Source organism: Tenacibaculum salmonis, assembly GCF_041053065.1.
Taxonomy (GTDB): Bacteria; Bacteroidota; Bacteroidia; order Flavobacteriales; family Flavobacteriaceae; genus Polaribacter; species Polaribacter pacificus_A.
In genome coordinates this window covers 1128330-1154545 of record NZ_JBFCVV010000001.1, presented here as the reverse complement: position 1 = coordinate 1154545, position 26216 = coordinate 1128330, and the positions used below count along the sequence as shown (strand labels likewise).

General features: G+C 29.7%; 24 protein-coding genes and 1 tRNA gene. 12 read left to right on the top strand and 13 right to left on the bottom strand.

Features of this window, described 5'->3' with window-relative positions:
* Positions 1-117: 117 nt before the first annotated feature.
* Entirely contained in the window at positions 118-2367 is a 2250-nt protein-coding gene (locus tag AB0T67_RS04940; protein ID WP_369219395.1) for a DUF6851 domain-containing protein, read from the top strand.
* 34 nt (positions 2368-2401) lie between these two features.
* Here AB0T67_RS04940 and AB0T67_RS04935 read toward each other — a convergent pair.
* Positions 2402-2476 (bottom strand) — tRNA-Pro (locus AB0T67_RS04935).
* Between the two features lie 186 nt (positions 2477-2662).
* Between AB0T67_RS04935 and trxB the strand changes: the two genes are divergently transcribed.
* Positions 2663-3601 (top strand): thioredoxin-disulfide reductase, encoded by a 939-nt coding sequence (gene trxB / locus AB0T67_RS04930; protein ID WP_369219394.1) that lies wholly within the window; start codon positions 2663-2665, stop codon positions 3599-3601.
* A 350-nt stretch (positions 3602-3951) separates the two neighbouring features.
* Here trxB and AB0T67_RS04925 read toward each other — a convergent pair whose 3' ends face one another.
* The 7 genes from AB0T67_RS04925 to AB0T67_RS04895 all read right to left on the bottom strand — a co-directional run bounded on the left by AB0T67_RS04925 (position 3952) and on the right by AB0T67_RS04895 (position 12958).
* Positions 3952-4788, bottom strand: a complete 837-nt coding sequence (locus AB0T67_RS04925) for a hypothetical protein (protein ID WP_369219393.1) — start codon at positions 4786-4788, stop codon at positions 3952-3954.
* Between the two features lie 16 nt (positions 4789-4804).
* Positions 4805-5944, bottom strand: coding sequence for a M14 family metallopeptidase (locus AB0T67_RS04920; RefSeq protein ID WP_369219392.1), 1140 nt, complete (start codon positions 5942-5944; stop codon positions 4805-4807).
* 173 nt (positions 5945-6117) lie between these two features.
* The gene (locus AB0T67_RS04915; RefSeq protein ID WP_369219391.1) at positions 6118-6759 is read right to left on the bottom strand and encodes a peroxiredoxin; all 642 of its coding nucleotides are present in this window, start codon (positions 6757-6759) and stop codon (positions 6118-6120) included.
* A gap of 289 nt (positions 6760-7048) precedes the next feature.
* Complete coding sequence (locus AB0T67_RS04910; RefSeq protein WP_369219390.1) at positions 7049-8845, bottom strand: acyl-CoA dehydrogenase family protein; 1797 nt, start codon at positions 8843-8845, stop codon at positions 7049-7051.
* A 19-nt stretch (positions 8846-8864) separates the two neighbouring features.
* A complete protein-coding gene (locus tag AB0T67_RS04905; protein WP_369219389.1) occupies positions 8865-10055 on the bottom strand; it encodes an acetyl-CoA C-acyltransferase in 1191 nt (396 codons plus the stop codon).
* A gap of 26 nt (positions 10056-10081) precedes the next feature.
* Positions 10082-12487, bottom strand: a complete 2406-nt coding sequence (locus AB0T67_RS04900) for a 3-hydroxyacyl-CoA dehydrogenase/enoyl-CoA hydratase family protein (protein ID WP_369219388.1) — start codon at positions 12485-12487, stop codon at positions 10082-10084.
* A 36-nt stretch (positions 12488-12523) separates the two neighbouring features.
* On the bottom strand, positions 12524-12958 hold the full coding sequence (locus AB0T67_RS04895; protein ID WP_271231542.1) for a MarR family winged helix-turn-helix transcriptional regulator: 435 nt from the start codon (positions 12956-12958) through the stop codon (positions 12524-12526).
* A 201-nt stretch (positions 12959-13159) separates the two neighbouring features.
* Here AB0T67_RS04895 and AB0T67_RS04890 point away from each other — a divergent pair, with 201 nt between their 5' ends.
* The 7 genes from AB0T67_RS04890 to AB0T67_RS04860 all read left to right on the top strand — a co-directional run bounded on the left by AB0T67_RS04890 (position 13160) and on the right by AB0T67_RS04860 (position 19064).
* On the top strand, positions 13160-14089 hold the full coding sequence (locus AB0T67_RS04890; protein WP_369219387.1) for an ABC transporter ATP-binding protein: 930 nt from the start codon (positions 13160-13162) through the stop codon (positions 14087-14089).
* 3 nt (positions 14090-14092) lie between these two features.
* A complete protein-coding gene (locus AB0T67_RS04885) occupies positions 14093-15412 on the top strand; it encodes an ABC transporter permease (protein ID WP_369219386.1) in 1320 nt (439 codons plus the stop codon).
* Positions 15413-15512: 100 nt separating this feature from the next.
* A complete protein-coding gene (locus tag AB0T67_RS04880; protein ID WP_271231545.1) occupies positions 15513-16337 on the top strand; it encodes a mechanosensitive ion channel family protein in 825 nt (274 codons plus the stop codon).
* A 51-nt stretch (positions 16338-16388) separates the two neighbouring features.
* Entirely contained in the window at positions 16389-17552 is a 1164-nt protein-coding gene (locus AB0T67_RS04875) for a sigma-54-dependent transcriptional regulator (protein WP_369219385.1), read from the top strand.
* A 144-nt stretch (positions 17553-17696) separates the two neighbouring features.
* Positions 17697-18338, top strand: a complete 642-nt coding sequence (locus tag AB0T67_RS04870; RefSeq protein WP_369219384.1) for a peroxiredoxin — start codon at positions 17697-17699, stop codon at positions 18336-18338.
* An 80-nt stretch (positions 18339-18418) separates the two neighbouring features.
* Positions 18419-18727 carry a thioredoxin family protein gene (locus tag AB0T67_RS04865; RefSeq protein ID WP_369219383.1) on the top strand — a complete coding sequence of 103 codons (309 nt, stop codon included), beginning with the start codon at positions 18419-18421 and terminating at the stop codon, positions 18725-18727.
* A gap of 79 nt (positions 18728-18806) precedes the next feature.
* Positions 18807-19064, top strand: a complete 258-nt coding sequence (locus tag AB0T67_RS04860; protein ID WP_271231549.1) for a DUF6952 family protein — start codon at positions 18807-18809, stop codon at positions 19062-19064.
* Between the two features lie 51 nt (positions 19065-19115).
* Here the strand turns inward: AB0T67_RS04860 and AB0T67_RS04855 are convergent, their stop codons facing one another.
* The 5 genes from AB0T67_RS04855 to AB0T67_RS04835 form a co-directional block, all read right to left on the bottom strand.
* Positions 19116-19403, bottom strand: coding sequence for a YciI family protein (locus AB0T67_RS04855; RefSeq protein WP_369219382.1), 288 nt, complete (start codon positions 19401-19403; stop codon positions 19116-19118).
* A gap of 27 nt (positions 19404-19430) precedes the next feature.
* Positions 19431-20102: an AIM24 family protein gene (locus AB0T67_RS04850; RefSeq protein WP_369219381.1), complete on the bottom strand. Its 672-nt coding sequence runs from the start codon at positions 20100-20102 to the stop codon at positions 19431-19433.
* A 14-nt stretch (positions 20103-20116) separates the two neighbouring features.
* A complete protein-coding gene (locus AB0T67_RS04845) occupies positions 20117-20278 on the bottom strand; it encodes a hypothetical protein (RefSeq protein WP_369219380.1) in 162 nt (53 codons plus the stop codon).
* A 1-nt stretch (position 20279) separates the two neighbouring features.
* Positions 20280-21722: a sodium:solute symporter gene (locus tag AB0T67_RS04840; RefSeq protein WP_369219379.1), complete on the bottom strand. Its 1443-nt coding sequence runs from the start codon at positions 21720-21722 to the stop codon at positions 20280-20282.
* 75 nt (positions 21723-21797) lie between these two features.
* Positions 21798-22427 (bottom strand): NAD(P)H-dependent oxidoreductase, encoded by a 630-nt coding sequence (locus AB0T67_RS04835; protein ID WP_369219378.1) that lies wholly within the window; start codon positions 22425-22427, stop codon positions 21798-21800.
* 232 nt (positions 22428-22659) lie between these two features.
* Between AB0T67_RS04835 and AB0T67_RS04830 the strand changes: the two genes are divergently transcribed.
* The 3 genes from AB0T67_RS04830 (at position 22660) to AB0T67_RS04820 (ending at position 26214) form a co-directional block, all read left to right on the top strand.
* Positions 22660-23931, top strand: a complete 1272-nt coding sequence (locus tag AB0T67_RS04830) for a DUF2851 family protein (protein WP_369219377.1) — start codon at positions 22660-22662, stop codon at positions 23929-23931.
* A 27-nt stretch (positions 23932-23958) separates the two neighbouring features.
* Positions 23959-24636 carry an NUDIX hydrolase gene (locus AB0T67_RS04825; protein ID WP_369219376.1) on the top strand — a complete coding sequence of 226 codons (678 nt, stop codon included), beginning with the start codon at positions 23959-23961 and terminating at the stop codon, positions 24634-24636.
* Positions 24637-24747: 111 nt separating this feature from the next.
* Positions 24748-26214 (top strand): nicotinate phosphoribosyltransferase, encoded by a 1467-nt coding sequence (locus tag AB0T67_RS04820; RefSeq protein ID WP_369219375.1) that lies wholly within the window; start codon positions 24748-24750, stop codon positions 26212-26214.
* The last annotated feature ends 2 nt before the right edge of the window (positions 26215-26216 follow it).

Genomic DNA, 26216 nt, shown 5'->3' with positions numbered 1-26216 from the left:
AAAATTACGTAAAACAAAACAAATTAGTAATTAGTTGTATAATTTATAATGAAGATTATTTTTATTAAAACAATAAAAAAGTGGTACATTTATTTTTCAATTTTGAACTTTATTATAATGAAAAAGCTTCTTTTTTATAGTAAAATACTTCTTTTTTTAACTGTATTTTCTTTAAAAACAATCACTGCACAAAGGTTATCAGGATTTAAATTTCCTGAAAAATCTAAGAATTTAACATTAGAAGATAATAAAAAAGAAGATCACTCAATAGCTAGACTTTGGAATGAAGAGTTGTTAAAAGCTATTAGAAGTGATTATGCACGTCCAACAGTTCATGCACGAAATTTATTTCACGTAAGTGTAGCTATGTATGATGCTTGGTCAGTTTATAATGATGTTGCTAAACCTTATTTAGTAGGGAATTCTGTAGAAGGATTTAAAGTTGAGTTAAAAGATTTTATTTCGAATGAAGAAACTGATATCAGTATAAAAAAAACCATCAGTTATGCTGCTTATAGATTATTAAAGCATCGTTTTAAAAACTCTCCAAATTCAGAAGTTACTTTATTATCTATAAATAAATTAATGGAATCCTTAGGTTATGATATTAGTATTATTTCTACTGATTATTCAAAAGGAAATCCGGCTTTTTTGGGTAATTATATTGCTGATAATATTATAAAATTCGGATTGCAAGATGGTTCAAATGAACAAAATCAATATGAAAACTTGCATTATAATCCAGTTAATAATCCATTAGTACCAAATTCACCTGGAAATCCATTGATAAGTAATCCTAATAGATGGCAACCATTATCATTAGAAATTAATATTGATCAAAGCGGTAATATAACAGGAGAAGGTACTACTGATTTTTTAAGTCCAGAATGGGGAAATGTAGTTCCTTTTTCTTTGTCTGATAAAAAATTAACAAGCTATAATCGAGATTCAAATACTTATAATGTTTATCACGATCCAGGTCGTCCACCATATATAGGAAATGATAAAAATGAATCGGATATTTATAAATGGGGATTTTCATTAGTATCTGTTTGGCAGTCGCATTTAAATTCTGATGATAATGTTTTATGGGATATTTCGCCAAAATCATTAGGGAATATTTCTTTAGATGATTATCCTCAAAATTTTGAAGATTATAATAAATTTTATAATCTTTTAGAAGGTGGAGATATAAGTAAAGGCTATGATAATAATCCTATAACAGGAGAGATTTATGAGGAACAATATGTGTCAAGAGGTGATTATGCTAGAGTATTAGCCGAGTTTTGGGCAGATGGTCCAGATTCTGAAACACCACCAGGTCATTGGTTTACAATACTTAATTATGTAAGTGATAATCCATTATTAGAAAAAAAGTTTGAAGGAAAAGGAGAAATAGTAAGTGATTTAGAATGGGATTTAAAAACCTATTTTACTTTAGGTGCTGCAATGCACGATTCAGCTATTTCTGCATGGAGTGTTAAAGGTTGGTATGATTATATAAGACCTATATCTGCAATTCGTTATATGGCAAGTCAAGGGCAAAGTACTGATGTAGATTTGCCAAATTATAATAAAAATGGTATAAATTTAATACCTAATTATATTGAGGTTGTTACAAATTCAGACCCTTTATATTTAGAAAACTCAAGTAATTTAGGTAAAATAAAATTATATACTTGGAAAGGTCATAATTTTATTGATAATCCTGATACTGATGTTGCGGGTGTAGGTTGGATTTTGGCAGAAAACTGGATGCCTTATCAACGACCTTCTTTTGTTACTCCACCTTTTGCAGGTTATGTTTCTGGACATTCTACATATTCAAGAGCTGCGGCAGAAATAATAACATTATTAACAGGATCTGAATTTTTTCCTGGAGGATTAGGGGAATTTGTTGCTAAGAAGAATGAGTTTTTAGTTTTTGAAGAAGGACCAAGTAAAGATATTGTATTGCAGTGGGCAACTTATAAAGATGCTTCTGATCAATGTAGTTTATCAAGAATTTGGGGAGGAATTCATCCGCCAATGGATGATATTCCTGGTAGAATTATTGGTAAAAAAGTAGGTGCTGATGTTTTTAATAAAGCCATAACTTATTTTAAAGGAAATAATAATGAAAATACTTTAGAAGAAAGTAAAACGATAGTGTATCCAAACCCAATAATAAGTAATCAAGAAATTAAGATAACGAATATGAATGTACATTCAAGTATTCAATTACTTGATTTAAATGGTAAAGAAATTAAAGTAGTAACTTATTTTAATAGTATTTCAAACACACTTTTTGTAAGTACAGCTAATTTAGCTAGTGGATTTTATTTTTTAAAAGAAGGAAGCAGTGTTTGGAAGGTTGTTATAAAATAAAAAAAGTTCAGATTTTAAATCTGAACTTTTTTAGTCGGGGTGGCAGGATTCGAACCTGCGACCTCCTCGTCCCAAACGAGGCGCGATGACCGGGCTACGCTACACCCCGTACGGTTATCGGTGTGCAAATCTACAACAAATAAATAGATCTGCAACAAAAAAATAAAAAAAATATTATTTTTTTTTCAACATTAAAAATAACTTTCATTTATTGTGTAATAATTAAAATATATATTAAAAGAAGATATTAGATGTCAAAAAAAATTACATTTGTAATACCAAAAAATTTTAGATGATGGCAGAAAAAATTAAATGTTTAATTATTGGTTCAGGACCAGCAGGATATACAGCTGCAATATACGCTGCAAGAGCAGATATGAAACCTGTTATGTATACAGGAATGCAAATGGGAGGACAGTTAACAACTACTACAGAGGTTGATAATTTTCCAGGATATGCTAACGGAACCGATGGAACTGCAATGATGAACGATTTGCAAAAACAAGCAGAACGTTTTGGTACCGAAGTTCGTTTTGGAATGGTTACTAAAGTTGATTTAAGTACAGAAGTAGGAGGTATTCATAAAGTTATTGTTGATGAATCTATTGAAATAGAAGCAGAAACAATTATTATATCAACAGGAGCAACTGCTAAATATTTAGGCTTAGAAAGTGAACAACGTTTAATAGGTGGTGGAGTTTCGGCTTGTGCTACTTGTGATGGTTTTTTCTATAAAGGGCAAGATGTTGTAGTAGTAGGTGCTGGTGATACAGCTGCCGAAGAGGCAACTTATTTAGCTAATATTTGTAACAAAGTTACTTTATTAGTTAGAAAAGATTATATGAAAGCTTCTAAAGCAATGCAACATAGAGTTGAAAAAACTCAAAACATTGAGGTATTATATAATACTGAAATAGATGAGATTTTAGGTGAGAGTGTTGTTGAAGGTGTTCGTGCTGTAAACAATCAAACTGGTGATAAAAAAGAAATTCCTGTAACTGGTGTTTTTATTGCTATTGGACATAAACCTAATTCTGATTTATTTAAAGGTGTTTTAAATATGGATGAAGTTGGGTATTTAATTACCGAAGGAAAATCTACTAAAACAAATTTACCAGGTGTTTTTGCGGCTGGAGATATTCAAGATAAAGAATACCGTCAAGCAGTAACTGCAGCAGGTTCGGGTTGTATGGCAGCCTTAGATGCTGAGCGTTATTTAGGTGCTTTAAAATAAGCTTTAAAATTAACAATAAAAAAAGAGTGCTTACATTTTTGTAAGCGCTCTTTTTTTATAGCTAAAAAATCGAATCCGTCAAACTGAATTTATTTCAGCTTCGCATCCTGATTTGCCGTAGTTCCTTGATTTATGCGATGCTGAACTAAATTCAGCATGACGTTTAGATGTTCAAAATACACTTTATTTAAAATTTAAACAGGCTCTTAGTGTTTATATTAATTAAGGGCGTTACCCAAAAGGGTCGCGCTTTCGCTACTCGCTTTTTTTGTTTGAAAAAAACAAAAAAGAGCTCAAACAAACCGCTCTATCGCTAACGCAAATACAATAATTATTTAAAAATATAGCTATTATTTTTTATTATTAAAAGCATCCCAATAATTTGATAGGTAGATATTTATTTTATCAAAATCATTTTTATCAAGAGTATTATTAAGTGCTTCGATATATTCAAAAAATTCATTTAAATAATCTTCTTTTAAGCCATTTAAACTTGGTGAATAACAGCTATCACTATCTAAAGCATATTTAAATTCTTCCATCAATTTTTCAAGAAATAAAAGTTTGTTTTCTTGAATATAATCAGAAAGACCATTTTCTAATAAATCTTCAAATTGTTCACTTCCATGTTGCCCGCAACAGGTTATTAATCGAGCAATCGCAAGAGAACAAGTTTCTTTGTTCCATCCGTATTGTTCAATAAGTTCTTCCATATCGCCTCCCTGATTTACTTCGTGGTCTAAGTCGCAGGTTCTTAAAAAGTTGATATATTCGGGCATCCATTTTTTATCTTTACTAACTAATGATAAAATAGCTTCTGTTCCTAACGGATTTTCGCAATCTTCCCAAATTCTCGAATCATATTCGCCGTTGTCAGTTATTTTAAGATATTTAATTGTTGCTGATGATAAAGTATTGTATTTTCTTACTTCATTAAAAAGTGCTTTTTCATCAATAAATAATACTTTTGATGTATCATTTTCATCAATTAAATTAATATTGAAACTAAATTGATATATTTTATGTTTCTTTTTTAAATCAATAATTAATGCTGTTAATTCTGATAAAATAGTTTTGATATCATTTTCACTAATTAATGCTGTATTTGATTTTTTATCAAAAATAAACTCATCTTTTAATTTAGTATTATCATTTATTTCATAATTTATTTTAAAAGTAGTTTTCATAGTTTTGTTTTATCGTTTAGTTTTTTCCTGATAAAAATTTTTCTAAAGCTGTTAAAAAAGAAGTTCCTAAAACTTCCGAACGCTCTGCAGACCATCCTTTTTCTAAATCAGGAATAGCGTCATTATCTTTAAAAGGCATTTCTAAAGTGAAAGACAATGTTTTAAAAAGTTCGCCGATTTGTTTAGAGCAAACACCTAAATTTGCTTGATTTGGTAAGCTATTTTTATATTTATAAGTATCCTGAAATTCAGGAGTTACTGACATCCATTCATTTTTAAAGCGAGTTTCTTCGGATAAAACTTCATCAGTAATACTAGGAATTCCTTGTAAACTTGTAACAAAATTATACGGAATAGCTTCATCACCATGAACATCTAATAAAAAATATAAACCAGTTTCTTGCATTTTTTGTTTACAATAAAAAACTTCTGGTTCGGTATTTTTATTAGGATTTTCCCAAACTCGATTGTAGTTTATTCCTAAAGTATTTACTCGTAAGTTTCCTGCAATACTTCCATCAATATTCATATTTGGAATCAGATAAAAACAACAGTTTGTTAATAGTTTATCAATTGTAATATCTTCTGAAATATCCTTAGAAACAAAACGATTTACAATTCCATTGATAAACCACTCTGCCATACTTTCCCCAGGATGCTGACGTGCAATAATCCAGATATTTTTTTTATCAGAACTAGGTGTTCCAAATTGTAAAAGTTCTATTGGTTTTTTATTGATTGTTTCGCCTAAAATAGTAGTTGTACATAAATTACTTTTAGATGCTGTTGTTATTAAATCAATATGTTGTTGATATGAGAAAGGTGTAAAATAAGCAAAATAAACCTCAGATTTAGTAGGAGTAATACTAAAATAAAGTTTACCATTTTTATATTCGGTGTTTTGTAAACGAAACCAATCTTTATTGTTGTAAGATGCATTTGTTTTGTAATTATCCCAACCATCAGCAAAAGCACTTTCGTTGGTGTTTTCAATACAAAAATTATAAGTTTCACCTATAATAGCATCGGTAACTTTAAAGTAAAACCATTGAAAAAAATCAGAATTAGTGTCTTTACGTATTTTTAGTTTTACTATTTTTTTTTGTTCAGATACTACTATAATATTACCTGCATCAAAATTTGATGTAATTTGCATAGGTTGTTTTTTGAATTAAAAAGAAATTGTTACTTAACGATTATAACTATTCTTACAAATTTAATGTTTTGTTTTTTGTACGGAGAATCACTTTTATAAAAAAACACCTTACAAATTGTAAAGTGTTTTTTATTGATGTTTATCATAATTAAATAGGCAAAAATGTAAGTGTACTATTTTAAATTTGGTTGTGGAGTCATTCTTAAATAAGGTTTAACTTCTGTGTATCCTTTAGGGAAAATCGCAGGAATATCAGCAGTTGCAATTGCTGGTACAACTACACAATCATCACCATTATTCCAGTTTGCAGGTGTTGCAACTTTATGGTTTGCTGTTAATTGTAACGAGTCAATTACTCTTAATAATTCATCAAAATTTCTACCAGTAGAAGCAGGGTAGGTAATCGTTAATTTAACTTTTTTATCTGTTCCAATAACAAATACAGATCTAACGGTAAGTTGATTATCTGCATTAGGATGTATCATGTCATATAACATGGCTACTTTTTTATCTTCATCAGCAATAATAGGAAAGTTAACAGTCGTATTTTGAGTTTCGTTAATATCTTTAACCCATCCGTTATGAGAATCAAGCCCATCAACACTTAAAGCTGCTACTTTAACATTTCTTTTGTCAAATTCTGCTTTATATTTTGCAACAGTACCTAATTCGGTAGTACATACAGGAGTATAATCTGCAGGGTGTGAAAATAAAATTCCCCAATTATCACCAAGCCAATTATGGAAATTTATTTCTCCTTCTGTTGTTTGTGCTGTAAAGTTTGGAGCTTCATCTCCTAATTTAATTGTACTCATTTTTTTTAGTTTTTATTTGAAAGATACTATTCTTTTCTATTTGGATAGTTACTTATTTGATGCATCTAATTTAGTAAATAAAAATGAAATAGAACCTCTATAAAAGCTTTTGTAACTAGCTTTTAAAGCTAAAATAATGTTAAAAATAAATATAAAATTAATTGATTTTAAAAGTATTTTGAGCTAATAAAAAAAGGTTGTCAAATTTTGACAACCTTTTAAACAAACAACTAAATTCTACAGTTATGACATTATAGAAAATTTTGTAATTAATTATAGTATTTTATAATTAGAAGCAGTATTTATTTTCTGCTTTTAATTTTTCAGCAATCATGTTACGTAATCCGATTACGTTTGGCTGATTTACATATTTTGTAAAACGTTTTAATCCCATTAACATCATACGTTGTTCATCACCTTCAGCAAAAGAAACAATTCCTTCTTTAGCATTTTTGATGATAATATCTACCGCATTATATAAATATAATTGAGACATTGCAATTTGTTCTTTTTGAGAATCTTCTCCAAAACGTTTTGCATTTTTTTCAGTTCTTAAAATAGCAGATTCTGCCATATAAGTCTCAATTAAAATATTAGAAGCAGCCGTTAATAATTGTTGATGTTGTTCTAGTTCTGTACCAAATTTTTGAATTGCAGCTCCTGCAACCATCAAGAATACTTTTTTTAATTTGGCAACTATTTGTTTCTCTTCTGCAAATAATTCAGAATAATCAGGTGTATCAAAAGAAGGAATACCTAATAATTCTTCACCAACAGCCATTGCAGGATTTAATAAATCTACATGACCTTTCATTGCTTTTTTAACCAACATTCCAACAGAAAGTAATCGGTTAATTTCGTTTGTTCCTTCGTAAATACGAGCAATACGAGCATCTCTCCAAGCCGATTCCATAGGAGTTTCTTCCGAGAATCCCATACCACCAAAAATTTGGATTCCTTCATCAGCACAAGCTTGTACATCTTCAGAAACAGCTACTTTTAAAATAGAACATTCAATAGCATATTCTTCAACACCTTTTAATTCAGCTTCTTGATGTGTGTTTCCTTCCGCTTCACGTAATGCAATTCTATCTTCAATATTTTTAGCAGCTCTATACGATGCAGATTCTCCTACATATGCATTGGTTGCCATTTCTGCTAATTTCATTTTGATAGCACCAAATTCAGAAATAGCTGTTTTAAATTGTTTACGCTCATTTGCATAATTAACGGCGATACTTGTTACTCTTCTTTGAGAATCTAAACAAGCAGCTGCTAATTTAATACGTCCAATATTTAAGGCATTCATGGCAATTTTAAAACCATTACCTCTTGCTGATAACATATTTTCGATAGGCACGATAGTATCATTATAAAATACTTGACGAGTAGAAGAAGCACGAATTCCTAATTTATGTTCTTCTTCACCTAAAGTAATTCCGTTTGCATTGTCTTTATCATATTCAACAATAAAACCAGTAATATTTTTATCATCTTCAATACGAGCAAAAACAATCATAACGTTACAAAAACCTGCGTTTGAAATCCACATTTTTTGTCCGTTTAACTTATAATGCGTTCCATCTTCCGATAGGGTAGCCGTTGTTTTTCCTGAATTAGCATCAGATCCGGCACCTGGTTCTGTTAAACAATAAGCACCAAACCATTCTCCTGTTGCTAATTTTGGAACATATTTTTGTTTCTGAGCTTCAGTTCCGTACAAAGTAATTGGCATAGTTCCAATACCTGTGTGTGCACCAAAAGCAGTACTAAAAGAACCTGTTCCGCTTGAAATATAATCACAAGTTAACATAGTTGAAATAAAACCCATTCCTAATCCGCCATAAGCTTCAGGAACAGAAACACCTAAGAAACCTAACTCACCAGCTTTACGCATAACTTCTTCTGTTAATGCATAGTCTTTTGCTTCAAAACGAGCTTTATGAGGCATAATTTCACGGTCGTTAAATTCACTAACCGCTTCTTTCATCATTTTTTGCTCTTCGGTAAAATCTTCAGGAGTAAAAACATCTTCACATTTTGTTTCTTTTACTAGAAATTGACCTCCTCTTAATAAATCTGCCATTTTTTTGTTTTTTTAATTGTTAGTTTAAGAATTCGAAAATACCTGCCGCACCTTGTCCTGTACCTACGCACATGGTTACCATTCCGTATTTTCCTTGCATATTACGCTTGCGCATTTCATCGAATAATTGAACAGATAATTTAGCACCTGTACAACCTAACGGATGTCCTAAAGCAATAGCACCACCATTTACATTAATGATGTCTGCATCTAATCCTAATTCACGAATTACAGCTAATGATTGAGAAGCAAAAGCTTCATTTAACTCAATTAAGCTGATATCTTCTTGTTTTAATCCTGCTTGTTTTAATGCTTTTGGAATTGCAGCAACCGGACCAATCCCCATAATTCTAGGAGGTACACCAGCGGCAGCATAACTTACCATACGAGCAATTGGTTTGATATTTAATTCTTTTACCATTTCTTCACTCATTACCATAACAAAAGCTGCACCATCACTTGTTTGTGATGAGTTTCCTGCGGTAACACTTCCGTTGGTTGCAAATACAGGGCGTAAACGCTCTAAACCAGCAATATTAGAACCCTTACGAGGTCCTTCATCTTTTGTTACCGTATATTTTCTAGTTGCTTTTTTTCCGTTTGCATCTACATAAGTTTCTTCCACTTGAATAGGTACTATTTGGTCTTGAAAACGATTTTCAGCTTGCGCTCTTAATGCTTTTAAATGTGAATTTAAAGCAAATTCATCTTGGTCTTTACGAGAAATATTATACTTTTCAGCAACCGCTTCCGCAGTATTTCCCATTCCCCAATAATAATCTGCATGCCCATCGGCAACTAAATCGTAATTTAATTCGGGTTTAAATCCTGTCATAGGCACAGAACTCATACTTTCAGCACCACCAGCGATAATACATTCTGCCATTCCTGACTGTATTTTAGCTACTGCCATACCGATAGTTTCTAATCCCGAAGAACAAAAACGATTTACGGTTACTCCAGGAACTTCTTCAATTTTTAATCCCATTAAAGATATTAAACGAGCCATGTTTAAACCTTGCGATCCTTCAGGCATTGCGTTACCAACAATTACATCGTCGATACGTTTTTTATCAAATTCAGGTAACTGCTCCATTAAATATTCAATAGTTTCAGCAGCTAATTCATCAGCTCTTTTAAACCTGAATGCGCCTTTTTTTGATTTTCCAACGGCGGTTCTATATCCTTGTACTATATATGCTGTTTTCATTTTTTTCTGATGTTTTAGAGTGAAGTTTAGTTACGTAATGGTTTTCCTGTTTTCAACATATGTTGAATACGTTCTAACGTTTTGCGTTCGGTGGTTAAACTTAAAAATGCTTCACGTTCGAGGTTTAATAAATATTGTTCAGAAACTTTTGTTGGTTCAGATAAATCGCCACCAGCCATAACGTAAGCTAATTTATTTGCAATTTTCTGGTCGTGTTCTGATATAAACCTACTTGCATGCATTGAATCCGTAGCAACCATAAAAGCTCCTAAAGCTTGTTTCCCTAATACTAAAACATCTTTACGAGAAGTTGGTTGTGTGTAACCAGCTTCTGCCATTAATACTGCGTGTTTTTTAGCTTCGGCAATTTGACGATCTCTGTTTACAACCACGACATCTTTTCCTTTTTGTAATAAGCCTAAGTCGAAAGCTTCATGTGCTGAGGTACTTACTTTTGCCATACCGATGGTTAAGAAATACTCTTGCAATACATTCAACTGAACATCTCCTGTGCGGAAAGTATCTGAGGCACGTAAAGCCATTTCTTTAGATCCACCACCACCAGGAATAACTCCAACACCAAATTCAACTAATCCCATATAGGTTTCAGCAGCGGCAACAACTTTATCGGCATGTAATGATAATTCACAACCACCACCTAAAGTCATTCCGTGAGGAGCTGAAATTGTAGGAATTGAAGAATAACGCATACGCATCATTGTATCTTGAAAATACTTGATAGCCATATTTAATTCGTCATATTCTTGCTCAACAGCCATCATAAATATCATTCCGATATTTGCTCCAACTGAAAAATTTGCACCTTGATTACCAACAACTAATCCTTGAAAATCTTTTTCAGCTAAATCAATTGCTTTGTTTAATCCTGCTAAAACATCACCACCAATAGTGTTCATTTTAGATTGAAATTCACAATTTAAAATTCCATCTCCTAAATCTTCAATAACAACTCCCGAATTTTTAAATACCTCGTTTGTTTTTCTGATATTATCTAAAATGATAAATGAATCTTGACCAGGTTTTTTAGTTTGATTTTTACTTTGGATATCATAAAAATAAGTAGCTCCTTCTTTAACAGTATAAAAAGAAGTTATATCATTTGCTAACATTTCAGTAACCCAATCGGCAGGTTCTTTTCCTTCGGATTTCATTAATTCGATACCTTTTTGAACACCTACGGCATCCCAAATTTCGAAAGGACCATTTTCCCAACCGAAACCTGCTTTCATTGCATCGTCAATTTTATAGATTTCATCAGAAATTTCTGGAATTCTATTTTGAACATACGCAAACATTGCTGCGAAGTTTTTACGGTAAAATTCTCCCGCTTTATCTTTTCCACCAACTAACACTTTAAATCGGTCAATTGGTTTATCTATTGATTTTGTTAATTCTAAAGTAGCAAATTTCGCACGTTTTTTAGAGCGATATTCCATCGTTTCTAAATCTAAAGTCAAAATTTCTTTTTTTCCTTCAGCGTTTACAACTTTTTTATAAAAACCTTGTTTAGTTTTACTTCCTAACCATTTATTTTCCATCATTTTATTGATGAAATCGGGTAATTTGAATAAATCGTGTGCTTCGTCGTTCGGGCAGTTTTCGTAAATACCGTTTGCAACGTGTACTAAAGTATCTAAACCAACAACATCAACAGTTCTAAAAGTTGCCGATTTTGGACGACCAATTACAGGACCTGTTAATTTATCAACTTCTTCAACGGTTAAACCTAATTCTTTTACTTGATGAAATAAAGATTGAATTCCGAAGATTCCGATTCTATTTCCAATAAAAGCAGGCGTATCTTTCGCTAAAACAGACGTTTTTCCTAAAAATTTAGAACCATAATCCATTAAGAAATCAGTAACTTCTTGTTTACAATCAGGACCAGGAACAACTTCAAATAATTTTAAATAACGTGGAGGATTAAAAAAGTGAGTTACAGCAAAATGTTGTTGAAAATCTTCGCTTCGTCCTTCGTTCATAAATTTGATAGGAATTCCTGAAGTATTTGAAGAAATAATAGTACCAGGAGTACGATATTTCTCTAATTTTTCAAAAACGATTTTTTTAATATCTAATCGTTCTACAACAACTTCCATAATCCAATCAACATCGGCAACTTTTGCAATATCGTCTTCTAAATTACCCGTAGTAATTCTACTAGCAAATTTTTGAGAATAAATTGGTGATGGTTTTGATTTTAAAGAAGCAGTTAAAGCGTCATTAACCAAACGATTACGAACAGCTTTATCTTCTAACGTTAGTCCTTTTGCTTTTTCTTTGTCGTTTAGTTCTCTAGGAACAATGTCTAATAGTAAGACTTCAACGCCAATGTTTGCAAAATGACATGCAATACCGCTTCCCATAATACCCGAACCGATAATTGCTACTTTTTTAATTCTTCTAGTCATTTGTTTTTTGGTTTTATACAGCTTTTTTTATTGGTATCAATATACCATCTTTTCTGTAATAAGTTTGTTTATGGTTGTTGTTACTTTAAAAAAAAGATTTAACTCTTCTTCTGTAAGGTGTTTTTTTACTTCATTATTAAATTGATATACATGTCCTTTTGAAATTTCACGCATTTCTTTACCATAATCAGTAAGTTTAATGATTACGCTTCTGCCATCATTGGGGTTTTTTTCTCTGTATATAATTTCTTTGTCTTCCATTGTTTTTAGTAAACGAGAAAGACTCGTTGGTTCCATTCCCATTAGTGGACCTAATGCGGTTGAAGGAGTTCCTGTTTCGAAATCGATATTCAACAAAACAAAAGCAGTTGACATTGTACTATCATGCTTTGCAGCTTGTTCGTTGTACATTTTTGCAACAGCTTGCCAAGTGGCTCTTAGTTGATGATCTATTGATTTATTTTTATCCATGTGAGCCAAAGATATAGAATTTTATTATGCATGCATAGTATTTTTAATAAAAAGTTATGCATGCATAGTAAATTTAACATTAAATTAAAGTGTAACGTTTGGAGTAAACTTGTTACTAATAAGTATAAAAATATGTAAGTTTGTCATTATTGGTTTTTGAAAAAGAACAGTAAATTAACTACAAAATCAACTATAAAAAGAATGAGTAATTTATTAGAAATTAAAAATGTAGTAAAACGTTATGGCGATTATACTGCGCTGAATGATGTTTCACTATCAATACCTAAAGGAAGTGTTTTTGGATTATTAGGACCTAACGGAGCAGGAAAAACATCTTTGATTAGAATTATCAATCAAATAACGATGCCTGATAGTGGTGAAGTTATTTTAGATGGCGAAAAATTAGCACCACATCATATAGAACACATTGGGTATTTACCTGAAGAAAGAGGTTTATATAAATCAATGAAAGTAGGTGAACAAGCTTTGTACTTGGCTCAGTTGAAAGGAATGACTAAATCCGAAGCAAAAAAACGCCTTAAATATTGGTTTGATAAATTTGAAATAAGTAGCTGGTGGGATAAAAAATTAGAAGAGCTATCAAAAGGAATGGCGCAAAAAGTACAATTTATTGTTACGGTTTTACATCAGCCTAAATTATTAATTTTTGATGAGCCTTTTTCTGGTTTCGATCCAATTAACGCACAATTAATCGCCAAAGAAATTTTACAATTGCGAGATGAAGGCGCTACGATTATTTTTTCGACGCATAGAATGGAATCTGTAGAAGAAATGTGTGATGAAATTGCATTGATTCATAAATCGAACAAAATATTAGATGGTAAACTAGATGATATTAAACGTCAATTTAGAACAAATACTTTTCAAATAGGTTTAAATACTACTAATCCAAATGAAGTACAATCAAAATTAAAAGAAAATTTTAAGGTTTTTCCTGCGGATTTTAAATTGTTAAATGATGGTTTAAAATTAAAAGTAGAATTAACTAAAGGAAATTCAGCAAACGATTTGTTATCATTTTTAACCACTCAAGGACAGGTGCAACATTTTGTAGAATTAATACCAAGTGCTAACGATATTTTTATTGAGTCAGTACGTAAAAACAGTTAAAAAATGAACAAGTTAAAATTAATTATAGCAAGAGAGTTTAAAGCAAAGGTTAAAAATAAATCGTTTATTATGATGACTTTTTTAAGTCCTGTAATAATGATTTGCATGATGGCATTGGTTGTTTTTTTGATGAAACAAAATGATCAGAAAATTAAAGAAATTGTTTATGTAGATAATTCAGGTGTTTTTTCTAAAGATAATTTTAAAGATACTGAAACCATAAAATATCAAGATTTTACAAAATTAGGTATAGAAGAAACTAAAAAGAAAGTTGAAGAAGGAAATCATTTTGGAGTTTTATTTATACCCAAGCAAGATAGTTTAGAATTATTAGCAAAATCTGTTGAATTTTATTCAAAAGATACACCAGGTTTAACTACTATAGAAGACATAGAACGCAACGTAAATACCCATTTACGTAATTTAAAAATGAAGGAATTAGGCATCGATTTAGAAAAAATTAAAGCCACAAAAATTTCTTCAGATATAAAAATGTATAATTTTTCTGGTGAAAAATCTTCAAAAATGATTAATAATATGAAGATTGGAGTAGGAACGATTGCAGGATATTTGCTAATGATGTTTATGATTCTATACGGAACATCAGTGATGCGTAGTGTTATCGAAGAAAAAACAAGTAGAATTGTTGAGGTTATTGTTTCATCAGTAAAACCATTTCAATTAATGTTGGGTAAAATTATCGGAAATGGTGTTGCCGGATTATTACAGTTTTTTATATGGGGAATTTTATTATTATTTGGTGTTATTGCTATTTCGTTATTTATAGGAATTGATACTTCACAGGTTTTTTCACAAGATATTGACATCAATCAAGTAGAAAAAATGCAAGAGTTAATGGGAGATAAAGCTAGTTTATTTCTAGAAATAAGAAAATTACCTTGGTTTACTTTATTCTTCTTATTTATATTTTACTTTTTAGGAGGATATATGCTATATAGTTCTTTATTTGCTGCGGTTGGTGCTGCAGTTGATAACGAAACAGATACACAACAATTTATGATGCCAATAATGCTACCGTTAATGTTAGCGGTTTATGTTGGTGCATTTACGGTAATTAACGACCCACATGGACCTGTGTCTATTATTTTTTCATATATCCCTTTAACATCGCCAATAGTTATGTTAATGCGTGTGCCATTCGGAGTTGCTTGGTGGGAAATTGCTTTATCAATGTTATTATTAGTACTTACTTTTATTGTGATTGTTTGGATTGCTGCAAAAATTTACAGAGTAGGTATTTTAATGTATGGTAAAAAACCAACCTATAAAGATTTATGGAAGTGGATTCGTTATAATGGGTAAATAATAGTAGATATAGTATCAAGCAAAAAAAGTAGTTATTTTAAAAATATAACTGCTTTTTTTATGTTTAAAATGAACAAATTATTATAATTTTATTGGTATGAAAGAACTTAATAAAATATTGAATTATACGCTTCAATTTAACAAAGAAATAGGAATTAGTATTAAAGCTATTTTAATGCTATTAATTATTTTAATGCTAGCTTCCTTCTTATTAAAATACTTTGAGAAATTTGTTAAAAAAAGACTTCAAAATGAAGATGAAAATAAATTCAATACCGTTTTCTCTTTTGCTAGTTGGTTGTTATATATTATTATCTTTTTAACTACTTTAAATTCATTAGGAGTAAACGTAACCGCTATTTTTGCAGCTTCGGCAGCATTATTAATTGGTGTTGGTTTGGCGTTGCAAACTTTTTTTCAAGATATAATCTCAGGTATTTTTATTATTGTAGATCAAAGTGTACATGTTGGTGATATTATCGAATTAGACGGAAAAGTAGGTAGAGTTGAAGAAATAAAATTAAGAACAACTCGTGCAGTAACTATTGACAATAAAGTATTGGTGATTCCTAACCATAAATATTTAACAAATAGTTTATACAATTGGACACAAAACGGTACTACAACTCGTGAATCTGTTTTAGTAGGGGTTGCCTACGGAAGCGATGTTCAGTTGGTAAAAGAATTATTATTAAAAGCAGCAAACGAACATCCGAAGGTATATCAACATCCTGCTCCTTTAGTGATTTTTGAAAACTTTGGTGATAGTGCTTTAGAGTTTAAGTTGATATTCACTTTAAATGATAGCTTTCAGGCACAAATTCCTAAAAGTGATTTGAGGTTTACAATTGATGAATTATTTAGAACTCATCAAATATCAATTCCTTTTCCACAAAGAGATATACATATTATAAATAAATAAGTTTGATGGCGTGATTATTGTAATTTAATAATAACGCATAAAATTAAATATATGAGCAAAATATTAATAATAGAAGATGAAGCGGCAATCCGTAGAGTTTTAAAAAAAATTATTTCAGAAGAAAATGATACTTATCAAGTTGAAGAGGCTGAAGATGGATTAGTAGGAATTGAAATGATTAAAAATAAAGATTATGATTTAGTTTTATGTGATATTAAAATGCCAAAAATGGATGGTGTTGAAGTATTAGAAAAAGCTAAAAAAATAAAACCTGAAACACCAATGGTAATGATTTCTGGTCACGGAGATTTAGACACCGCAGTAAATACAATGCGTTTAGGTGCTTTTGATTATATATCTAAGCCACCAGATTTAAACAGATTGCTAAATACTGTTCGTAATGCTTTAGATAAAAAAGAATTAATTATTGAAAATAAACGCTTAAAAAAGAAAGTAAGCAAAGGGTATCAAATGATTGGTGAGAGTGAGGCTATTACTCATATTAAAGAAATTATTGAAAAAGTAGCCGATACAGATGCACGTGTTTTAATTACTGGACCTAACGGAACAGGAAAAGAATTAGTTGCACATTGGTTACACGAAAAATCAGATAGAGCAAAAGCGCCAATGATTGAAGTGAATTGTGCTGCTATTCCATCAGAATTAATAGAAAGTGAATTATTTGGTCATGTAAAAGGTTCTTTTACTGGAGCAAATAAAGATAGAGCAGGAAAGTTTGAAGCCGCAAACGGTGGAACTATTTTTTTAGATGAAATAGGTGACATGAGTTTATCGGCACAAGCTAAAGTATTAAGAGCTTTACAAGAAAATAAAATTCAGCGTGTTGGTTCAGATAAAGATATAAAGGTAAACGTACGTATTGTTGCGGCAACAAATAAAGATTTAAAAAAGGAAATTGACGAAGGTCGTTTTCGTGAAGATTTATACCATCGTTTAGCAGTGATTTTAATTAAAGTTCCTTCATTAAATGATAGAAGAACAGATATTCCTTTATTGGTAGATTTTTTTACTTCAAAAATTTCTGATGAACAAGGAACTCCTAAAAAAGCATTTTCTAAAGAAGCTATTAAATTACTTCAAGAATATGATTGGACAGGTAACATTCGTGAATTACGAAATGTAGTAGAACGTTTAATTATTTTAGGAGAAAAAGAAGTTTCAGAAAAAGACGTGAAGTTATTTGCTAGTAAATAAGTAAAAATAATAGTAAAATTAATTTACTATAAATAAAGTTGATGTTAATATAAAAAATTAGCATCAATTTTTTTATTTTCTACTAATTTTGCTTGGTATATTTGTATGTGTAAAATTGTATAATAATTAATAAAAAATATAAAAATGGCAACAACAGTAGGTAAAAAATTTCCAGGTTTAAGCGTAGATGCAATGAACGAAATGGGAGATACTTTTAAAGTAAATGTTTTAGAAGAAGCTGTAAAAAACAAGAAAAAAGTATTATTATTTTGGTATCCAAAAGATTTTACTTTTGTATGTCCTACAGAATTACACGCTTTTCAAGCGGCTTTAGGTGAGTTTGAAAAAAGAAACACTATTGTAATTGGTGCTTCTTGTGATACTCCTGAAGTTCACTTTGCTTGGTTAAACCAATCTAAAGATAACGGAGGAATTGAAGGTGTAACTTATCCTTTATTAGCAGATAGCAACCGTAACTTATCTTCAATTTTAGGTATTTTAGATATTACTGATGAGGTTTTTGATGACGCAACTCAAACTGTACAAGTAGTTGGAGATAATGTAACATACAGAGCTACTTATTTAATTGATGAAGAAGGAACTGTATTTCATGAAGGTGTTAACCACATGCCAGTTGGTCGTAACGTAAACGAATTTTTACGTTTAATTGATGCTTACGCTCACGTTCAAACAAACGGAGAAGTATGTCCTGCAAACTGGGAAGAAGGTAAAGACGCTATGAAGCCAAATGCAAAAGGAACTGCTGAATATTTAGCATCTCACTAATATTATATTTTGAAAGGAGCAAGTTCGTGTACTAGTTGGGGGACAAAATACACGAACTCCTTTCTAAAAACATTAAAACTATGGTACAAGAATTAAGTCAAGATAATTTAGCAGATTTAGTAGCAAGTAACAAAACAGTAGCTGTACAATTTTCAGCAACTTGGTGTGGTAACTGTCGTATTATGAAACCAAAGTTCAAGAAATTAGCTTCTGAAAATGAAGATATTGCTTTTGTAATTGTTGATGCAGAGAAGTTTCCTGAAAGTAGACAATTAGCAGACGTTAGTAACTTACCAACATTTGCAACATTTGTAGATGGTAAATTTGTAAATCAAGTACAAACAAATAAATTCGATTCTTTAAAAGAATTAATTAACGAGGTTGTATAATTTTAGTTAGCTCGAGTATAATTCGAGAAGTTATATAAATAAGGTCTCAAATTTAATCGACCTAAAAAAGTATTGTATTATGAAATTACCAGTTATAAAACACTTAACTTCTTTTATTGAAGAAAACGACCAAGATTACGTACTTGAAACTATTGAAACATTAGAAGCCTTAACGGAAGTTCCATCTTTAAAAGATGAAGAATTAGATGTTATTGGTGAGTTAATATCAAATATGTACGGAGCTATTGAAGTTGATAAAATGATAAAAGAGGGAACTCCTAAAAAAGAAGCGTTAAATAATTTTATGAAACGTGTTTTAGGGTCTATTGATAAATAGTTTTTTAATATATATATAAATCCCGAGTTTTATAACTCGGGATTTTTTTTGTTATTTTAATAAAAACTTTAGTTCATTACAGGTTTTAGTAGGAGTAAATACTGTCAATTCATAATCAGCTAAATTATGTATTTTAAAAGGGTCTTTTTCAATGATTTCTTGTAATACCGATTTATCAGTAATTTGACATAGTATTATACCACCAGTTCTGGGATTTTTTCCTCCCGAAAGAAGGAAGTTTCCTAATTCATATTGTTCATTTAGAAATTGAATATGCTCGTTTAAAAATTGATCAATTTTATTTAATTCTGTTTTGTAAGTCAGGTTTATAAGGAACATTTTTTAATGTTTTTTGTTAATGAATTTCTATTTCATAAAATTAAATATTCCATCTAGTATTCCGCCACTACTTGTGTGCTCTCCTTTTTTTCTTGTTTGAATCCAAACTTTACCATTTCCTTTTATTGCAAATAATAACCCTTCACCAGTTGTTATAAATTCTTTAAGATTTCTCGAAATAGTTTTAATTTCTAACGTGTCTTCAAAAGCAATTAAGGCATCTTCATCAATAAAAATAGGTTTTTCAGAATTAATTTTTTGTTCAATAATTTTTCCATAACCTTTTAGAAATAATGTTCCACTTCCTACAGTTTTTAACTTTAAACCATCATTCAATGTAGTTTTCCAATCTTTTTTTTCAAGAGTAAATTCTACACCTATAGTTCTTGCAAAATGTAAATTAGGTTCAATTAAAATAGGATTATCTTCTAAAATATCAATACTGAAAATTTCGGCATTATCTTTTGTTGATAGTGCTAATTTTAGGTTTTCTTTTGCGGTATAAATATTATATGTTAAACTTTTTCCGCCGAATATTTTAGCTATCCAGTTTTTGTAATTTCTAGCTTCAATTTTATTGTTAACAGTATACTCTCCATCGCAGTAAATTAAATTCCCTTTTTCTGTGATTAGTTTTTCATCTTTTTCAAATTCAATTCCTAAATAAGAACTTGGGTAATCAGATATTTTAAATTTCATAGTCACAATGTTTTTTATTCTTCGGCTTCTTTCTGCTCATTCATTTTTTTAACCAATGCTTTTAAACGCTCTTTATTTTGAAGCTTTTGAAGTTTAACTTTGTTTTCTTTTTGCTTCATTAAGCGAGTGTGTTTCGCTTTATTTACGGTGTTTTTTGCTTTTCCTTTTTTAGGCATTTTAATTCTTTTTTGATGTTTTTATCATTAATAATCCGAAGAAAGTAAGTAATCCGTTTAAAACTAATACGAAAAATCCAAAATCGAAATTGAATAATGTCTTACTAAAATAGCTTATTAAAAATGTGAAAATAGGAGATAGAATACAAATTATAGGAACTAATTTATCTTTTATATTCAGTTTTGTAAATAATCCGAAGGCATATAAACCTAATAAAGGTCCGTAAGTATAACCCGCAAATTGAAATATTTTAGAAATTACACTAGCATCTTTAATAAAATATTTAAAAACTAAAATAGTTGCGATTAATATAAATGAAAATAAAATGTGTATTTTTTTACGGATTTTCTCTTTTTCCTGATTATCCTCTTTTTTATCAATTTCTAAAATATCAATACTAAAAGATGTTGTTAATGATGTTAATGCACTGTCGGCGCTTGAATAGGCGGCGGCAATTAATCCTAATAAAAAGAATAAAGAAGTTACCAAACCTAAATCGCCACTCATGGCAATCATCGGAAATAATTGGTCTTTATGTGCGTCTAATCCGTTAATAGTTGCATAATCTGTAAGTAAAACGCCCAAAGCTAAAAAGAAAAAATTAACGATTACTAAAACAATCGTAAACCAAAACATATTTTTTTGAGCATCTTTTAAATTACGACACGTTAAGTTTTTCTGCATCATATCTTGATCTAAACCTGTCATAACAATTGCTATAAATGCTCCAGATAAAAACCGATTCCAAAAATAATTTCCTGCTTTTATATCATCAAAAAAGAACATTTTAGCCGATTTACTTTCAGAAATATATGTAAATAAACTGTCAATTTGTAAGCTGTCTTTAATCATTACAATACAAACACCAACGGCAATTAACATGAATAAAGTTTGTAAAGTATCTGTCCAAACGATGGTTTTTATACCGCCTTTAAAAGTGTATAACCAAATTAATAAAATTGTAATTGTTACGGTTATCCAAAACGGAATTCCGTAAGCATCAAACAAAATTAATTGTAAAACATTGGCTACTAAAAATAAGCGAAAAGCCGCTCCAATAGTTCTTGATAATAAGAAAAAAGAAGCACCAGTTTTATAGGAATAACTTCCAAAACGGTCTTCTAAATAAGTATATATTGATGTTAAATTTAAGCGATAATAAAGCGGAAGTAATACCAAACCAATAACCGCGTAACCAACCACGTAGCCAAAAACCATTTGCATATAACTCATTTGTTGCCCTTCAACCCAGCCAGGAACTGAAATAAAAGTAACGCCAGAAAGTGATGCGCCAATCATTCCGAAGGCAACTAAATACCAAGGCGAAGAATTATCTGCTTTAAAAAAAGTGTTGTTATTTGCCGATTTACTAGTAAGGAAAGAAATCAGAATTAAAATTCCAAAATAACCAAGAATCAGGAGTACAATATGTAGTGGTTGCATATAATTTAATTACGAGTTATGAATTACGAAAGTACTAATTTAGTTTATCGTAATTCATAACTTGTAAGTATTAAATTATATTTCAATAATTATATCTTCTATATTTTTACGAACCTTTTTTAGGTCTTTCATATAGTCATCTTCGGCTCTAAAACCAACAGGTAATACTAATACTGATGTTAAATTATGTTTGTCTAAACCTAAAATTTCATCATATTTTTGAGGAATAAAACCTTCCATTGGGCAAGAATCTATTTTTTCATTTGCAGCAACAGTCATTAAATTTCCTAATGAAATATAAGCTTGATTTTTATTCCAAACGGTTAATTCTTCTTGTGTTTTGTTACCAATTGAATCAGTTAACATTTTTTTAAACGGCGCTAAAATTTCATCAGGAGTATTTCTTGTTTCTTTTACTAATGAAAAATAAGTATCAACATCGGCTACGCTATATTTTTTAGGAATACATAAAACTAACACATGAGATGCTTGTCCTACTTGTGGCTGATTCCAAGAATGTGGAACTAATTGTTGCTGAATTTCTTTATTTTGAAGTACCACCATTTTAACAGGTTGTAATCCGTAAGAAGAAGCGGTTAAATTAAAGGCTTCTTTTAAAGTAGTTATTTGTGTTTCAGAAAGTGATTTATTTTCATCGAATTTTTTAACAGCATAACGCCATTTTAAATTTTCTACAGTATTCATATTATATGTTTTAGTTTCCTAACAAAAATACAACTGCTTTTAATACAAATTAAGGTTTAATTATTAATAAAATTGATGACTTAATTTATTTAATCTATCTAATTTATAAAATATTGAGAAAAATTTATCTTATAAAATGAATAAATATTAAAAAGTAAAAGCATTGATAGAAAGTGATTTAGATATATTTTTTATATATTAATACACTGAAAAAAAAAGTTAATTTACAGTTATGAAAGAAGAATTTTTACATTTTTTGTGGAAATACAAATTGTTTAACACAACTAATTTAAAATCGATAGCTAATGAAACTATCAAAATAATTAAATCAGGATTACACAACCAAAATACAGGACCCGATTTTTTAACTGCTCACTTAAAAATAAACAATCAATTATGGATTGGAAATGTTGAAATTCATATAAATTCATCCGATTGGTATTTACATAAACATGAAGAAGATAAAAACTATGAAGCCATAATTTTACACGTAGTTTGGCAACATGATACTGTTATTTTTATGAAGAATAATCAGCCCTTGCCAACGCTTCAATTAAAAGATTTTATTGATGTAGCTCTTTTAGAAAACTATCAAAAGTTATTTTCACAAAAACCAAGTTGGATTTTATGTGAAAATCAAATTAATTCTGTTGATACTATTTTGATTAATAATTGGCTAGAAAAAATATATTTACAGCGTTTAGAACGTAAATCAGTTTTTATTAAAGATTTATTATCGAATTCAAATAATAATTATGAAACTGTATTATTTCAATTATTAGCTAAAAACTTCGGATTAAAAATAAATGGAGATTCTTTTTTAAGATTATCACAATCATTTGATTTTTCTGTATTACGAAAAACTAGATTTAATGAATTAGAATTATCAGCATTATTATTTGGTCAGGCTGGTTTTTTTGAAGATGAAATAGAAAATGAGTATTTTATTCAATTAAAGAATGAGTATAATTTTATTAGTCATAAACATAATTTAACACCTATTTCTAATAATTTATTTCAATTTTTTAGAATGCGACCTACAAATTTTCCAACTATTCGAATCGCTCAATTAGTTGCTTTATTTCATAAACATCAAAATTTATTTTCTCAACTAATAGAAACCAAAAAAATAGCAGATTTTTACAAGTTGTTTTCGATTGAAGTAAATGATTTTTGGAAAACACATTATACTTTTGAAACTGAATCTAAAAAATCATCAAAAAAAATAACAAAATCATTTATTGATTTATTACTGATAAATACTATTATTCCTTTAAAATATGTTTATCAAAAAAATAGAGAAGAGGTAAACGAAGCAGATTTTTTTGAATTGATAAAACAATTAAAATCAGAAAAAAATACGATTATTTCAAAGTTTTCAGATTTGAAAATAAAATCAGAAAATGCTCTTAAAAGTCAAGCTTTATTAGAACTTAAAAGTAATTATTGCACTGAAAAACGTTGTTTACAATGCGATATCGGTAATAATTTATTACATAAATAATGTATTTTTGCGTATAAATAACACATAATGACAGAACAAGAAATAATGCTTTCGGTAGATGCCGTAGTTTTTGGTTATGAAGCGGGAAATATTTCCATATTATTGATAAAAAGAAAATATGAACCTTTTAAAGGAAAATGGGCAATTCCAGGTGGTTTTGTATTAAAAGATGAATCATTAGAAACAGCTGTTGAAAGAGAATTATTAGAAGAAACAGGTGTTAAAATTAATTACTTAGAGCAGTTATATACTTTTGGTCAGCCTGAAAGAGACCCTAGAAAAAGAGTTGTAACGGTTGCTTATTTTGGATTAGTAAAACCAAATTATTTTAAATTAAAAGCGAGTACTGATGCAGAGGAAGCACAATGGTTTTCTATTGATAAATTGCCTGAATTATCTTTTGATCATCAAGATATTTTAGATAAAGCAATAAATCGTTTACGCGCAAAAATTACCTATGAACCTATTGGTTTTGAATTATTAGAAAGTAAATTTCCTTTTTCAGATTTAGAAAAACTTTATGCAACACTTTTAGGTAGAGCTATTGATAGACGTAATTTTAGAAAAAAAATAATGCATTTAAATGTTTTAGATGAATTAGATGAAAAGACATCAAAAGGCTCAGGAAGACCAGCAAAACTGTTCCAATTTAATGAAAAAAGATTTTTTCAACTAAAAAATGAAGGAATTATTTTTGATATTTAAAACAGATAAACTATAGTTAGTGTTTTTTTTACGCAAATTAATTGCAGGAATCAATAATATGAGATATATTTGTGTCATAATTACGCAAACTAACAATAAATAACCAAGGCTATGAACGGATTATTATTAACGGACGGTTACAAAACAGGACATCACCAACAATACCCAAAAGGAACAGAAGAAGTATATTCTAATTGGACACCAAGAAGTAATAAATATGCGCCAAAAGGATGTGAAAAAGTAGTTTCATTTGGGCAACAATATGTAATTACTTGGTTACACGATTATTTTGAAGCCAACTTTTTTAGCAAGCCAAAAGATGTAATTTGTCAAGAAATAAAAGAAGAATTATCTTTATATTTAGGAACAGATTATGATGTTTCTCATTATGAAAAATTGCATGATTTACAGTATTTACCTATCAAAGTAAAATCAATAAAAGAAGGCGTAGAAATACCTGTAAGAGTGCCAATGTTAACAGTTGTAAATACGGTAAAAGAATTTTATTGGGTAACTAATTTTTTAGAGACTATTCTTTCAACTATGTTATGGCAACCAATGACTTCTGCATCAATAGCATTACGATATAAAAGAATTTTTAAAAAGTGGGTCACTTTAACAGATAAAGAAAATTCTGCGTTTATCGATTTTCAAGGACACGATTTTTCAATGAGAGGGATGGGCGGTTTACAAAGTGCAGTATTATCGGGAATGGGACATGCAAGTGTTTTTTTAGGTTCAGATACTTTGCCTGTAATTAGTAGTTTAAGAAAATATTATAAAGCAACTGGTTTTGTTATCGGCTCTGTAAACGCAACGGAACACTCGGTGATGTGCGCAGGAACTAAAGATGATGAAATCGGAACTTTTAGAGAATTAATGAAAACATATCCTACAGGAATTTTATCCGTAGTAAGCGATACTTGGGATTTATGGAAGGTATTAACAAAGTATTTGCCACTATTAAAAGAGGAAGTTTTAAGTAGAGATGGAAAATTAGTTATTCGACCAGATAGTGGAGATCCTGTTGCTATTATTTGTGGTGAAAACACCGCATTAAATGGAAGTACTCCGCAAGAAAAAGGGGTAGTAGAATTGTTATGGGATATTTTTGGAGGAACAATAAATGAACAAGGTTTTAAAGTATTGGACGCTCATATTGGTGCTATTTATGGAGATAGCATCACTACTGAAAGAGCCGAAGAAATCTGTAAAAAATTACACGATAAAGGTTTTGCAAGTACCAATGTTGTTTTAGGAATCGGTTCATTTACCTATCAATATAACACCCGAGATACTTTTGGTTTTGCAATGAAAGCAACTTCGGTTGTTGTTAATGGTGAACGAAGAGAAATATTTAAAGATCCAATTACTGATGATGGAATTAAAAAATCAGCAAAAGGTTTGGTAAAAGTTGTTATAGAAAATGGAGAATATAATTTAATTGACCAAGTTTCAGAAGTTGAAGAAAAAGAAGGCGAGTTAAAAGAAATTTATAAAGATGGAAAATTTTATAATATTACAACCTTAAATGAAATTAGAGAACGCATCAATCAAAATATAAATGTTTTAGTTTAAAA